At 36.1% G+C, this 15117-nt stretch carries 12 protein-coding genes; 9 read left to right on the top strand and 3 right to left on the bottom strand.

Annotated elements, in window-relative coordinates; genetic code table 11:
• The first annotated feature begins 422 nt into the window (after window positions 1-422).
• Entirely contained in the window at window positions 423-1952 is a 1530-nt protein-coding gene (locus tag LVD47_RS09920) for a SulP family inorganic anion transporter (protein ID WP_236975645.1), read from the top strand.
• 3 nt (window positions 1953-1955) lie between these two features.
• Window positions 1956-2591: a class I SAM-dependent methyltransferase gene (locus LVD47_RS09915; protein WP_236975643.1), complete on the top strand. Its 636-nt coding sequence runs from the start codon at window positions 1956-1958 to the stop codon at window positions 2589-2591.
• Here the strand turns inward: LVD47_RS09915 and LVD47_RS09910 are convergent.
• Window positions 2588-3589, bottom strand: a complete 1002-nt coding sequence (locus LVD47_RS09910) for a Gfo/Idh/MocA family protein (RefSeq protein ID WP_236975641.1) — start codon at window positions 3587-3589, stop codon at window positions 2588-2590. The two genes, LVD47_RS09915 and LVD47_RS09910, sit on opposite strands and share 4 nt — an antisense overlap.
• Window positions 3590-3868: 279 nt before the next feature.
• Between LVD47_RS09910 and cfa the strand changes: the two genes are divergently transcribed.
• A complete protein-coding gene (gene cfa / locus LVD47_RS09905; protein WP_236975639.1) occupies window positions 3869-5047 on the top strand; it encodes a cyclopropane fatty acyl phospholipid synthase in 1179 nt (392 codons plus the stop codon).
• On the opposite strand, the gene LVD47_RS09900 is transcribed toward cfa, so the two are convergent.
• Window positions 5032-5508, bottom strand: a complete 477-nt coding sequence (locus LVD47_RS09900) for a DinB family protein (protein WP_236975638.1) — start codon at window positions 5506-5508, stop codon at window positions 5032-5034. The genes cfa and LVD47_RS09900 overlap by 16 nt on opposite strands.
• A gap of 827 nt (window positions 5509-6335) precedes the next feature.
• Here LVD47_RS09900 and LVD47_RS09895 point away from each other — a divergent pair.
• The 4 genes from LVD47_RS09895 (at window position 6336) to murQ (ending at window position 10242) form a co-directional block, all read left to right on the top strand.
• Entirely contained in the window at window positions 6336-6575 is a 240-nt protein-coding gene (locus LVD47_RS09895; protein WP_236975636.1) for a hypothetical protein, read from the top strand.
• Between the two features lie 493 nt (window positions 6576-7068).
• Complete coding sequence (locus LVD47_RS09890) at window positions 7069-7413, top strand: hypothetical protein (protein ID WP_236975634.1); 345 nt, start codon at window positions 7069-7071, stop codon at window positions 7411-7413.
• Window positions 7414-7647: 234 nt separating this feature from the next.
• On the top strand, window positions 7648-9336 hold the full coding sequence (locus LVD47_RS09885; RefSeq protein ID WP_236975632.1) for a SulP family inorganic anion transporter: 1689 nt from the start codon (window positions 7648-7650) through the stop codon (window positions 9334-9336).
• Between the two features lie 105 nt (window positions 9337-9441).
• On the top strand, window positions 9442-10242 hold the full coding sequence (gene murQ / locus LVD47_RS09880; protein WP_236975631.1) for an N-acetylmuramic acid 6-phosphate etherase: 801 nt from the start codon (window positions 9442-9444) through the stop codon (window positions 10240-10242).
• 4 nt (window positions 10243-10246) lie between these two features.
• On the opposite strand, the gene LVD47_RS09875 is transcribed toward murQ, so the two are convergent.
• On the bottom strand, window positions 10247-11287 hold the full coding sequence (locus LVD47_RS09875) for an endonuclease/exonuclease/phosphatase family protein (protein WP_236975630.1): 1041 nt from the start codon (window positions 11285-11287) through the stop codon (window positions 10247-10249).
• A gap of 371 nt (window positions 11288-11658) precedes the next feature.
• Between LVD47_RS09875 and LVD47_RS09870 the strand changes: the two genes are divergently transcribed.
• Window positions 11659-12645 carry a PorP/SprF family type IX secretion system membrane protein gene (locus LVD47_RS09870; RefSeq protein ID WP_236975629.1) on the top strand — a complete coding sequence of 329 codons (987 nt, stop codon included), beginning with the start codon at window positions 11659-11661 and terminating at the stop codon, window positions 12643-12645.
• A gap of 9 nt (window positions 12646-12654) precedes the next feature.
• Window positions 12655-15024 carry a DUF1573 domain-containing protein gene (locus tag LVD47_RS09865; protein ID WP_236975628.1) on the top strand — a complete coding sequence of 790 codons (2370 nt, stop codon included), beginning with the start codon at window positions 12655-12657 and terminating at the stop codon, window positions 15022-15024.
• Window positions 15025-15117 lie beyond the last annotated feature (93 nt).

Raw genomic sequence — 15117 nt, 5'->3', positions numbered from 1 at the left:
TAGTTATAGACAGAACTTTAATAAATAAATTTAAAAACCTGTTTGTGATTGAATTTAATCGGGAAATTAATACTTGTGATAATAATTAGGTTAAGTCATATGTTTTGCTAATTGGGATTAATTGTATTATTAAAATTTTGTAATTTGGTTTATTTTGCATATTTTATTATATAGAAGTTGAATATTTGGTCTTCTTCAGAATTTTATTACTTTTGTGGCTTCTTATGAAAGATCAAGTAATTATATATAATATTTTTAGTATTACTCCGCCCTGATGGAGTATTGCATGGAGGCCAGGCCTCAAAAAAAACAGTAGTTGTGGTGCCGATCATTTATTTGGTAAATCTCCAGGACCTTTTATGCAATACTGTTTCTTCCAATCCACCTAACGCTAATTCCTACTAATTTACAAAATACATTACATGAAAAAGTATTTAAACCTTTTTGATTTTAAGCAGAAAGTTGATTATAAAATTGAGATTTTATCTGGACTTACAGTTGCTTTAGCCCTTATTCCGGAGGCCATTGCTTTTGCTTTTATGGCGGAATTATCACCTTTGACAGGGTTATATGCTGCATTTGTTATGGGATTGGTGGCTTCAGTTTTGGGAGGAAGACCTGGTATGATATCAGGAGCTACCGGAGCGGTTGCAGTAGTGATTGTGTCTTTGTCTATATCTCATGGCCCGGAGTATATTTTTGCTACGGTTGTCATGGCAGGAATATTACAAATACTAGCGGGTATTTTTAAATTAGGAAAATTTATGAGATTAGTTCCTCAACCCGTTGTATATGGATTTGTGAATGGATTGGCCGTTATTATTTTTATGTCTCAACTGGGACAATTTAAGAACTCAGATGGTGAATGGTTAACCGGAAACCCTCTTTATACTTTATTGGGACTTGTAGTGGTCACTATGTTTATTATTTGGGGTTTACCAAAATTGAGTAAAGCAATACCTTCTTCCCTTGTTGCTATTTTAGTAGTTTTTGGGATAGTAATAACTTTCGGAATCGATACAAAAACTGTGGGTGATCTTGCTTCGATAGAAGGCGGATTCCCGCCGTTCCATATTCCCATGGTCCCTTTTACTTTTGAAACGCTTCAAGTGATTACCCCATATGCTGTTATTATGGCAGGTGTAGGTTTGATCGAAAGTCTTTTGACATTAAATATTATTGATGAGATAACTGAAACCAGAGGGCGTGGCAACAAAGAATGTGTAGCGCAGGGCACAGCAAATGTATTGTCGGGATTTTTTTCCGGCATGGGTGGTTGTGCAATGTTGGGACAAAGTTTAATTAATATATCCTCTGGAGCTCGAGCACGTTTATCTGGTATCGTAGCTGCTGTTATGTTATTGATTTTTATTATGTTCGGGGCTGGTTTAATTGGTAAATTGCCTATGGCTGCTCTGACAGGGGTAATGATAATGGTATCTATCGGGACCTTTGAATGGGTAAGTTTTAGAATGATAGGTAAAATACCCAAGACCGATCTTTTTGTTGGTATTCTTGTCGCTGTAATTACGGTCTTTTTGCATAATTTGGCATTGGCTGTATTGATTGGTGTTATTATTTCAGCGCTTGTATTTGCTTGGGACAATGCCAAAAGAATTAGGGCAAGAAAGAGAATGGATGAAAATGGGGTGAAGTATTATGAAATTTATGGCCCTTTATTTTTTGGTTCTACCGCGGTGTTTAATGATAAATTTGATATCTTAAATGATCCGGAAGAAATCGTAATCGATTTTTCAGAAAGTAGGGTAGTGGATATGTCTGCAATAGACACGTTGAATAAATTAACGGAAAGGTATCAAAAAGTTGGTAAGAAAGTTCATTTAAAGCACTTAAGTCCTGATTGCAGGAAGTTATTGAAAAATGCGGATGCTTTAATTGATGTAAATGTAATCGAAGATCCCACTTACAAAGTTGTAGTGGATAAAATATAATTTATGGACTGCCCGCTATGTGGCAACAGAGGACCAATAAAAATCATAGAAGGCCCTGACGACAGAATATTTAGATTTTGTGACCATTGTTATTCTATCTTTATAGATCCCGTTTTTAGGCCTGAATATCAAGAGGAAAAGGAGCGGTATTTGACGCACAAAAACGGAATTGAATTTCCTGGTTATGTGCGGTTCTTAAACAGAGCCATTAAACCTGCCCTGCCATATTTAAAGGAAGGAGCAGGTGGACTTGATTTTGGATGCGGGCCAAAGCCAACATTGTCTGTTATTCTGAAGAACAAAGGATTTAAATGTGACAATTACGATCCTATTTTTTACCAAAATGGAATGAATAGCAAATGTTATGATTTTATATTTGCCACTGAATGCTTTGAACATTTTTTCAACCCATCCGATGAACTGGACTTTCTTTGTAATTTAATGAAACGTGGCAGCCTGTTGGTGATAATGACAGATTTTTATCAATCCCTGAAAGCCTTTAGGACGTGGCATTACGTGAATGATCAAACACATGTTATATTTTTTCATAGGCAAACAATAGCATTTATTGCCGAGAAATGGAGATTTACAATATTGCCGTCAAAAGACGATAGGGTAGTGATTTTTCGCAAAACCTAAAGGGGAACCCATTGGCATAAATCTTCCATAACTTTATTCGTTCGTGCTCCGCTTATCCCTGTACTGGGGCATATCCCTTTTCCTTGCAAATCTTTGACGACAGTTTCCAATAATGGTTGATGTACATGTGCAGGCATTTCAAAGGTGAATGTTTCTATTTTTTGGTTTTCGATATAAAGATACACGTTGGTATCTCCAAAATATGAAAAACGGACTTCTCCCTTTGTTCCTGCGATTACAGCCTGATCTTTCGAGGATATTTCAGAGGTTGTAAAACACCACAGACCCTGTCCTAAAATCCCGTTTTCGAAAGTAAAGGTACCGGAAACAATATCTTCTGCTTCATATTTGCGGGCCTGATTCAAGCATATACCCCTAGTGTTTTTTAGTGGACCCCATAAATAATCTAAGAAATCAAGCTGGTGGGAGGCTAAATCATAAAAATAACCTCCTCCTGCAATTTCGGGGTTAATTCGCCAGTTTCCCGAACTTTCAGGTGGTAAATCGACATCTTTTAGTGGTTGGGTGAGATGTAAATCTACATATCTGACCTCCCCCAAAACCCCTTCATCGATGATGGATTTTATTTTCAAAAAATTAGGGAGACACCGTCTGTAATAGGCTGTAAATAATTTAACATTTGACGCATTACAGATACGAATCATCTCGTTGCACTCTTTGAAATTCCTGGCCATTGGTTTTTCTACGTAGATGGGTTTACCTGCTGCCGCTGCCAATTTTGTATAATGGGCATGCATATGAGGAGGTGTGGCAATATAGATCGCATTAATGTCTGCAGATTGTATCAATTCATCCGCATCACTGTACCAGTGTGGTACATTATGCCTTTTTGCGTAATCTTTTGCTTTTGATGCGTTACGTCGCATTACAGCTACAAGATTTGACCCCGGTATTTTACTAAAAGCCGGACCACTTTTTACTTCGCAAACATCTCCTACCCCTATAATTCCCCAATTAACGACATCTAAGTCATTCATATTTGTGTTAATTTTTAGATTCTAACCCTTCGTATTACCCTAGGATCTGGAATATTAAATTACACTTTATAGTTTAATAAACATGATAATACGATTTTGATCCTAATTATACAATATATTTTATGGTATTGATAAATTTTGCGGAAGAGTGAGTTTATAAATTTAAAGTTTTTTTTTAATTTATAGTTCAAATAGTTGTTGGCTTAATTTAATAGAATGGGCGTAAGTATTTGATGTTTAAATATTTATTTCTAATTGTTTAGTAAAACACTTTTATGTATGAATAATAGTTATAAGCTAAAGCTGAACGAATTGATACGGGGAAGTGGAGTAGAATTTGAGGGTGATAATCCTTGGGATATAAAAGTTTTGAATCCTGAATTTTACAGGCGGACATTAATCCATGGGTCGATGGGGCTTGGAGAATCTTATATGGAAGGTTGGTGGGAATGTAGACGATTGGACCAGTTATTTGATCGATTATTGACCGCTGATATCAATGAAAAGGTGAAAAATAACTTTTCTCTTGCATTTCAAAACTTGAAGGCAAGGTTGTTGAATTTGCAAACGATATCCCGTTCCTCTAAGTCTGTAGCACACCACTACGATATTGGGAATGATTTGTATCGTGAAATGTTGGGGATAAATATGATGTATTCTTGTGGTTATTGGGATGGTGCCAAGAACCTGGATGAAGCGCAGAATAAGAAACTGGAAATGATTTGCGAAAAGTTGAAATTAAGCCCAGGTATGAAAGTCCTTGATATCGGGTGCGGATGGGGCGGTTTTGTGAAATATGCAGCTGAAAACTACGATGTCGATGTGCTGGGAATAACCCTTTCAAAAGCACAGGCGGAGTTGGCGAAGGAACGTTGCAAAGACCTTCAGGCAGAAATTCGCATTCAAGACTATAGAAATATTAGCGAAAAATTTGATCGGATTGTCTCTATAGGAATGTTCGAGCATGTGGGTTTCAAGAACCATAAAGTGTATATGGAAAAAGTATATGAAGCTTTGAAAGACAATGGCATTACCTTAATTCATACCATTGGAAGCCACGATACCTCTTTTACTGCTGATCCCTGGATCCATAAATATATATTCCCAAATGGTTTGATTCCTTCAGCTCAGCAGGTTGCCAGATCAATGGGCCAGAAATTTATTCTACAGGACTGGCATAATTTTGGGAAATATTACGATACTACTTTAATGGCCTGGCTCAAAAGATTTAAAAAAAATTGGCCAAGGATAAAAGAAAATTATAATGAGACATTTTATCGAATGTGGATTTATTACCTTAGTTGCTGTGCAGGTGCATTTAGGGCCAATCACAATAATTTGTGGCAAATAGTGCTGACTAAAAAAAGTTTCAGGAAAGTTTACCGTTCTTTTCGTTACCCGATATACAACAAGGAGGGCAGAATAGGAACTAAAACAAATGATTACCAACCGACGTAACGAGGTGGCGATATCCCATTTAATCTCAGATATACGATTATTTGACCTCGATGATGGGCTACATGGTCGTTCATTACATTAATTATTTGTCTATGTGATTTGGGGCCGGCAAAAAAGTTTTGACTTATCGTATTCAACGAAGCATCCGATTCATTTTCAATTGCTTGCAGAGCATATTTAAATGCAGCATCTAGATAAGACCTCGTCTCCTCAGGTGAAGCTGTTTCAACATTAATTTCTGGCTTTGCTATTTTATTAAATTGCAATTGCCCGTTTGAAAGGCGAATCATATTACTACCCGTATGTATTATTTGTTCTTGTAATGTCATCGATTCTCCGGTAGGACGAAAATGATACAGAGAATCAGGCGTATTAGCCGTTAATTCCATCATATACTTGTGGGCATTTACCCACTTTGTTTTTATTTCATCAAGGTAGTTTTGAGAGGAGAGTTGACTCATTGTGACCAGAATTAGTATTAATGGTAATAAATGTCGTAGCATATTCCTTGAATAATTTGGTGTAAGTAAGGACCCGTATTGGTATTAGCGAAAATCATATATTGTTTTGATAATTTGCGCCGCTGCTTTTTGAAATCTCTAAATTACCATTTCCCCAAAGAAAAAGGAGATAGATCAAAAAATATTATTAAAAATATCAAAAGGGTATTTGCAACATTTGAATTCAGCTTTCATTTGAGCATCTAATTTTCATCGAGAAATTGGTCAATTAAAGAAAAGAGATCCCTTTAATAATTGGTCTAATTTAGGTAAGTTACTGATGTTTTTCCATAATTCGAATTCTCTGGCTTGAATGGTGAAGGTGAAAACATTGCCTTTACTGTATCCGAATAAGGTTTCAGGAATCTTCCACAGGATAACGGGCAAACCATGTATGCTCTGGTATACTCACTCTAAACCTATAACATATTTGTCGCCCCCAGGATATTTAATATTATTGAAGTGATTGGCTTCAAAGAATTTTGTCTTTGTGTTGTTGATTGTTATTAGAAATTGTAAATTTTTATTATATTCTTTTCTCGGTTTAGCTTTATTGTTAGAGATGAACCATCATGCTTTGCGCATTAGAAGGATATTCTATATGTAGTTATCAAATTCATGTACTATGATAGTGTTTAACTTTAAATTGTTTTGTTGATGTGATGAATAGGGACAGAACTTGTATGGAATGTGGCAAACCTTTAAAAGGGAGGGTAGATAAAAAATTTTGTAATTCTGAGTGTAGATCAACCTATAATAACCATCTCAATCGGAATACTAATAATCTTATGCGAAAAGTAAACCGTATTCTGAGAAAGAATAGACGAGTCTTAGCTGAATTAAATCCCAGTGGAAAGACCAAAGTTCATAAAAGGCAGTTGCAACAAAAAAAATTTGATTTTTCCTATTTCACAAATGTATATAGAACTAAGAATGGTAATGTTTATTACTTCTGTTATGACCAGGGATACCTTCCTCTTGAAAAGGACTTTTATGCCTTGGTTGAGCGACAGGATTATGTGTATTAGATTTTGAATAGGTATTATTTTTGGTGGGGAACGGAGATAAGGGGCTGGTCACAATTGATTAATTTGAAACGGGAAATATGAATTTTTATGATAAGACATAATATATTTAACAATATAAGTGTTATAACTGGAACTAAATGATTGATTTATATATTAATTAAGATATATGACGAATGAGTTTAATATAAGAAGTTAGTTCTAGTTTTACACGTACAAGTTCTAAACCATGGATTTTTCGGTTCTTTAAAATTCCCACTGTGGAGTGGGAATTTTTTATTTTTGAGATGAAGAAGTAGCAGTTACAGAAAATTGTATGAGTTTGATAGCATTTTTAGAACAAACCTCTTTGTTACGTGTTTATGAGACGTAAAGACTTTTGCATAGAGAATGACTTCCAATGGTTCTTTATGTTAATAATCTTGAAAAGGATTAAAAACTATAGAAGATAGTTTTCAATATTTGTATATTTGCAGATGCTCTTATTATAAAATATATGTACAACAAGATACATTCTTTTAATGTCCTGATTACGGTAACCCTTACGCTAGTAATGGTTGTGCAGGCATGTACATTTTTTTATTTAACGTTTGACAGTGACAGTTCTTCATATCTAAATTCTTCAGTTGTACTTGCTGGCATGGAAGAAGAAGTAAAGGAAACCAGTCTTGCCAATCTATTATTAGGGGCAGAAGAGGAATCAAAAGATGAATTCCTGTATAATTATTTGGAAATAGATCTAGGGTATTCCAATTCACATATTGGATTAGATATTTTAGATTCTGAATGCAAATACATTTCAAAGGTTATTTTACCACCACCCGAATTTCTAGGTTCATAACGCAGAATACAAATCAATATTTGTTTTAGTGAAATCTGCTGGGTTCATCATGCAACAAGTATATGTAGGATATGCCTTTCTGCGTACAATCACATTTTAAACTAAGTTTACAAAATTTATTTAATTAACTAACATCAATGACTTCATATTCAAGAAGTTGTTGTTTACGTGATCAATTATTAGTCTACGAAATAGACTGAAATTTTAATTAATCAATATTCATAAACGGAAACTATGAACCTTTTTAAATTCAATTTTAAATATATAAAAGACGACTTATTTGGTGGAATTACCGCTGGAGTGGTTGCATTACCTTTAGCACTTGCCTTCGGTGTTCAATCAGGTATGGGCGCTGAAGCCGGATTGTACGGTGCTATAATTTTGGGATTCCTGGCAGCAATGTTTGGTGGAACAAGTACGCAGGTGTCGGGTCCGACTGGTCCGATGACTGTTGTTTCTGCGGTGCTAATTGCTACAGCAGTAAGCGAGTACGGAGGATTGGAAAATGCAATCGGTGTAATTTTGTTAACATTTTTACTGGCCGGGGCAATCCAGATTGTTTTGGGTGTGTTGAAGGTAGGTCAGTACATAAAATTTATTCCTTATCCTGTGGTATCTGGTTTTATGTCTGGGATTGGTGTTATTATAATAATTTTGCAAATTTTTCCTTTCTTTGGCAAAGCTTCTCCCAAAAAGATTACTGACATAATCCTTAACATTGGAACTGCTCTGACTGATATAAATTGGTTTTCAGTCATAATAGCAACGTTGACAATCGGAGTTATATATTTATTTCCTAAAATTACAAAAGCTATACCATCAACACTTGTAGCAATTATTATAATGCCGGTGGTTACTCTTTTATTAGGATGGGAAGTACCTAAAATTGGTGATATACCAAGAGGATTGCCTGAATTGAAAATTTCCTCATTTTTGAATTTTGGACTGGGAGATATTCCTACGGTCCTTATGCCTGCAATAACATTGGCAGCACTAGGTGCCATAGATAGTTTGCTGACTTCCGTGGTAGCCGACAATTTGACTAAGACCAGACACAATTCTGATAAGGAATTGGTCGGACAGGGAATAGGTAATATGGTTTCTTCTATTTTTGGTGGAATTCCTGGTGCAGGTGCCACAATGAGAACAGTGGTAAACATTAATGCAGGAGGTAAAACCAGAATATCCGGAATGGTTCACGGATTATTTTTATTAGTCGTATTGTTGGGATTGGGAACTTTAGCTTCCGAAATTCCTCTTTCAGTACTTGCGGGAATATTGATTACAGTTGGAATTGGAATAATTGATTACAAAGGCTTCAGACATATAAGAAGCGTACCAAAATCAGACTCTATAATTATGTTAATTGTACTAGTTGCTACGGTATTTGTTGACCTTTTACAGGCAGTAGGTATCGGTATGGTATTGGCGACATTCTTGTTTATGAAGAAAATGAGTGAGATGTCGGAAGAACATACAACCGTCAAAAATCTTGACGATTATCAAAATGAAAATAACAATGGATTAAAGTGGGAGGATGAAAAAGAACTTACCACTGATTTTCTAAAAAAGGTTTATATCAAGCATTTGTATGGTCCCATATTTTTTGGGTTTAGTTCTTCAATGAAGAATTTTATGGGAGATGTCGAAGGTATTGATTATTTCGTTTTTAGGTTTGAAAGGGTCCCGTTTGTCGACCAGTCAGGATTATATGCCCTGGAGGATATCATAGAGGACCTTAAAAAACAAGGAGCGAAAATATTTATTACCGGACTTAATGAAAGGACTGAAGCTCAATTGAGAAAAATTGACTTTATGCCGAGCTTGATAGAAGAAGAACATGTGTATGATGACTTTGATGATTGTATCATGGACATTAAGAATGAAATGAAAAAGGAAAATGGAATATTAGTAGAAGGATAGGTTTCATGGTTTCTATATTTAATTATATAGAATAGAGAGAGGAGATGTTAGTCTCCTCTTTTTTTTATGCTATTTTTGAGGATTATTAATATTCACCAATTTAACATGGAAAAAATTACAGAGCGATCATCGGAATATAATGATCTTGAAAAGAAATCAGTAAGAGAGGTTATCTCTATTATTAATAAAGAAGATCAGAGAGTGCCCTTGGCAGTTGAAGCAGTTTTGGATAAGATTGAACCTTTGATTGAAGCGATAATTGAAAAGATGAAAAGTGGTGGAAGATTATTTTATATCGGGGCAGGAACGTCAGGAAGGCTTGGTGTATTAGATGCTTCAGAGTGTCCACCTACTTATGGTGTGCCCGAGGATCTTGTCATTGGAATTATGGCAGGAGGAGAAATTGCAATTCGTAAGTCTGTGGAGAGTGCGGAAGACGATACGTCTCAGGCCTGGAAAGATTTGAAAGATCACCAAGTTGACGAACGTGATGTAGTCATTGGGATAGCCGCAAGCGGGACTACTCCGTATGTAATTGGAGGTCTCAGAAATTGTAGAGAAAATAATATTTTAACTGGTTGCATAACTTGTAACACCGGAAGTCCATTAGCTGAGAACGCTGATTTCCCGATTGAAGTGGTTGTCGGACCGGAAGTAGTAACGGGGAGTACGCGTATGAAATCTGGAACTGCACAGAAATTGGTCTTGAATATGATTTCTACTTCCGCAATGATTGGAATGGGAAGGGTACAAGGGAATAAAATGGTAGATATGCAATTGAGTAACTCAAAATTAGTTGACAGAGGAGTTCGTATGATCCAAAATGAAACAGGGTTGGATTATGATGCTTCCAAACAGTTACTTCTTACCCATGGAAGTGTGCGAAAGGCAATTGATTCAAAATAGATGGTCATTTTTGCATGATTTCCTGGATTTCGGCTTTATCTTCTTCCAGGATATCTTCTGAATGTTGATCATTCTTATGAAGGCCATTGAATGAGGTCTGTATGAATAGGGGGAAATGATCCGAACCGGTATTGGTTCCTCTTTCCAACTTAACTAATTTGAATTCAGTTGAGAAAAAAATATGGTCTAGTGGAAAACGTATAAATGGATTTTTAGCGTGGAAGGTATTGTAAAAACCTCTGCCGATTCTGGGATCAATCATATTTGATAATTTTTTGAATAACAAGGTTGTTTTGCTCCAGGCTACATCATTGAGGTCCCCGGCTACAATGGCCGGTAAATTCTCATTTCTTATTTTTCCTGCCACTTGAATTAATTCCTTGTCTTTCTTCTCGGTATCATCACTTTCTCCCGGGAATGGAGGTTCTGGGTGGATTATCCAAAATTTAATTTTCTTTTCGTTGCCCAGATGGATGATTGCTTCAATGGAGGGAATATCGTTTTTAATAAGAAAATGGACATCTTGTTCTTCAATTTTATATTTTGAATAAAATAACATTCCATAAGTATTTTCCTGTGGTTGTTCTATTGAATAATATTCAGACCTAAGCGAATTGAGTTGGTCAGCCCATTTTTTATTGGTTTCTAGAAGAACAATAAAGTCAGGTTTGTATTTTCTAATCTGGTCCAATGTCTTTTGATACTGTGTATTATATTGATAAACATTACTTACATATATAGAGATGGGTATTGATCCGGTATTCTCGGTATTGCTTTTCATTTCCGGGTGGAATGCGGACGTGTAAGGTAGTATTTTATAGATTTGATAAATAAAACCAACGATCAGCAATATCAATAATATAATGATGATTAGAGGCGGATTTTGGAAAATAACAAGTCCGGTTACCAGTAAAAAAACCGTAATACCTAATTGTTGCAACATAGGGTATTCCAGCGCTTTTACAATCCAGTATTGACTTCGGATCAAAGGGATTAGTAAACTTATTACCAAAAGTATAGACAAGACAATCCAGGTAGTAGCCATAAAATTTTTTCCTGATGATAAAAATAATTTCTCCTAAAGTATGGGAAAATTTTGATAATTCGATTTTAACGGATTTAGTAATTATAATTCGATATCTAGTACCAAAATGCCGGTCATTTCCCTGAAGAAACTACATGATTATAATTGAGAATGAATAAGTACGTTATTCCGACAAAATTTTTAATAAAATCACGGATTCAATGTTTTTTATATTATTTTGTCTGCATTAAGTATGTAGCGTCAAATCCTTAATAGTTGATTGTCTGCACGATAAGTTAGGTATGGCGTTAAAACGTGGAATTTTATGGTAATTCAGATTAGAAAAAATCTGTAATGTGCTATATTTGAAATATTAAGTAATAATGAATTATATGCTGCGTATATTTCTACCAATATTTTTTTTGTTTTTCTTGTTAAGTCAAATTAAACTTACGGCTCAGGATTTACATTTTACCCGATATGATCTTCAGCCATTGGTGTTGAATCCTGCTAATACCGGGGCTTATAGTGGCAGTTTTAGAGTGACTGCTATTTATAGAGATCAATGGTCTAACATTTTGCCTAACCAGTTTACTACTCCATCTTTATCTATAGATGCCCCTTTGGCCATTGGACTGAAAAAAGAAGACTGGATAGGGGTAGGGGTTAATTTTTTTCAGGATCAGGCGGGAATAGGCAAACTGACGACTACAGGATTTAATGGTTTTATATCATACCACCTTGCTTTGGACAAAAAGAGAAGAAATGTTTTTACCGTTGCACTTAACGGTGGATCTCAAAGCATGAAAATTGGTGATATAAATGAATATATCTTTGAAGATCAGGGGCAGGGCCAACAAGATCTGAAAATGGAATCCTCGGGAGGTACGGAACTTGGTGCAGGCTTAATGTTTACATCAAATATCAATGAAACCGATCAATTTCGATTTGGAATTGCTGCAAAGCATCTTTTGCCGATTGAGTATCAATTGACAAATTCTGGTAGTGGTGAAGAGGGAATGCAATTTAATATCCATGGGAATGGCGTTTTTTCAATCAATGATCAAATGACGATAGAACCGGCGGTGGTAGCTCATTTGCGTACGGGATTGTTTTTGGGGTATGGCCAGGCACAGTTGGGGTATCGTCTTGCACAGGATAGTGATTTTCGACTGATGGGAGGATTGGGTTATAGAGTAGGTGATGCAGTTCAGGTGCTGGCGGGATTAGAGTACAAATCACTTCGGGTAGGAGTAGGATATGACCTCAGTACATCGCCTTTGAGTCCAGCTCAAAGTTTTGAAATTGGCGTAAGGTATATTGGCAAAATCTTCAAACGTCCAAAGGTTAAAGAAGTTATTTTGTGTCCGGCATTCTAATTATTGAATATGAAGTATTTACGGTATATTATATTATCTTTTATCTTACTGCAAAGTGGTTATTTGATCAGCCAACCCCTTTCTGAAATCCCTTTGCGATTTAAGATCGAAGCAGCAGATTCTGCTTATTTTAAAAATGATTATTACAATGCATTGGAATGGTATAATGAAGTATATCGTGAAGAGCGGAATGTGAAATATATGTCTCGAATTGCAGAATTATACTATAAAATTCGGGATTATAAGCGAGCAGAGCGTTGGTATGCTCGTTTATTGGATAAGGATGCTGAAGGCGATTATCCGCTTGCCAGGTTGAATTATGGTAAAGTATTAAAATCAAATGGAAAATATAATGAATCTGCAATAGTATTCCAGGAAATTCAGGAAGGAATGTATAGTGATTCAATTACCCGAGTAGCCGATGTAGAGCTGCAAGGTATAAATATGGCGGAAAGGTTGAAAAGTCCTGAAAATATTGAGGTTGTAAATCTAGGCACTAGAATAAATACCCGAAATTCAGAGGGGACTCCCATCCCTGTATCCGGAGGGAATTTGTTTTTTACTTCGTTTGGTGAAAATAAGTTGCTTCAGGAAGGAGAAGATGTGAATAGACAATCCAAAGTATTTAGTGCTCAAATGAATTCCGATGGTGAATTTACCAGAAGAGCACAACCGGTAGAAGGAGTATTGCGTGGAGATAGAGGTCATATAGGTAATGTATTTGTAACACCAGATGGGAGACGTATGTATTTTACCTATTTTACATTGTCTGGTTCAAAGATAGAATCTGGTGCGATTTATTATAGCCAGGGAAGTGGGCGAGGGTGGTCTTCACCTCAGAAAGTGGAAGGGTTGCCAACTAATGGAATTGTGAAAAATCCATCAGTTGGAAATCTTTCAGGTCGGGAAGTCTTATTTTTTGCTTATGACGGTGGAAGTAGTCTTGGAGGGTTTGATATTTTTTACGCCCCTCTTAATGCTCCAAATGAGGCAGGAAATACAATCCCATTAGGTGCTGAAATAAATACACCGGGGAATGAAATTAGTCCCATTTTTCTAAGTAATACATTGTATTTTAGTTCGGATGGACATCCGAGCATGGGAGGATTTGATATTATTAGCGCCTTGTGGACAGGGGATTCCTGGACCCGGGTGGAAAACATTGGTAAGGGAGTTAATTCTACTCTTGATGAAACCTATTATTACCCACCCACAGAGGAAATGAATGCCTATTTGGTATCTAATCGACAGGGAACGAGGTCAATTCAAAGCTCTACTTGCTGTGATGATATTTATAAATTGGATAATAAGGAAATAATTGTACGATTGTTGGCGACGGTATTTGATGGGGAGACACCCTTGAATGAGGCTAGTATTTCAGTTTTTCCCGTTGTGGAAAATGAATGGGGCTCTCCCGATGTGCAATACAATCCTGAAGGTAATGATTTTACCTTTTCAATTGATGCGGATAAAGCATATCAGGTTCTGGTTTCCAGAGAAGGGTATATTTCTGATACCGTAGGGTTTAATACAGTTGGGGTGACAGAGTCTAAGGATTTTAAAGGTGTATTTCGATTAGACAAATTACCTGTAGAAGAAGAGCCAGAAGTTATTTCTAAAAATGAGCCAATCCGACTTAATAATATTTATTACGACTTTGATGATGATCGAATCAAAATGGAGGCAGAACAAGATCTTGACTTTTTGTATAATTTATTGACTGATTATCCTACAATGGTAATAGAGCTCTCATCGCACACGGATAGCAGGGGTAATGATCCTTACAATATGGATCTTTCTCAGCGAAGAGCAAATTCAGCTAAAAGATACCTGGTCGAAAGGGGCATTGATGAAAATAGAGTGCAGGCTGTTGGATATGGAGAAAATCGATTGCTCAATCACTGTTCTAATGGTGTTGATTGCTCAGAAGAAGAACATTTACTAAATAGGAGAACAGAGTTTACGATAATAGAGGGACCTACCAGTATCCCCGTTCAATCAGAAAAGAAAAAGGTCCGGAAAAGAGAAGATACAAATACAGGGGAAGGCAGCAGTGATGCTTCCGGAATGCCCAAAGTAGAATTTGGACAAAATGATTATGATTTTGGTGAATTAAAAAAGGGATCAAAGAAAACATCGGAAATAAGTTTTAAAAATACAGGAACAGCTCCTTTGGTAATTGAAGTGGCTAGCGGATGTGATTGTTCTACACTAAATTGGCCCAGAACACCTGTTGATCCTGGTGCATCAGGTACATTGGAAGTTATCTACGATAGCACGGAGCAAGACCTGGGGGTTCAGGAAGTTACCGTAGATGTGTTGGCAAATACGGAGCCACCTATATCTTCAGTAAATTTTACTATTAAAGTGGTCGAATAATTGTAAAATACCCTCATTTTATATTGTTAATTGAAAAGTTAATTTTTACCTTCGCGCATCGAATTTGAAGATATTCTGTAGAGGATTATTTAG

It is taken from the genome of Membranihabitans maritimus, assembly GCF_021729145.1.
In the GTDB taxonomy this organism is placed as follows: Bacteria; Bacteroidota; Bacteroidia; order Chitinophagales; family Saprospiraceae; genus Membranihabitans; species Membranihabitans maritimus.
The sequence above is the reverse complement of the archived record's forward strand: the minus strand, read 5'-3'. Positions and strand labels throughout refer to the sequence as shown.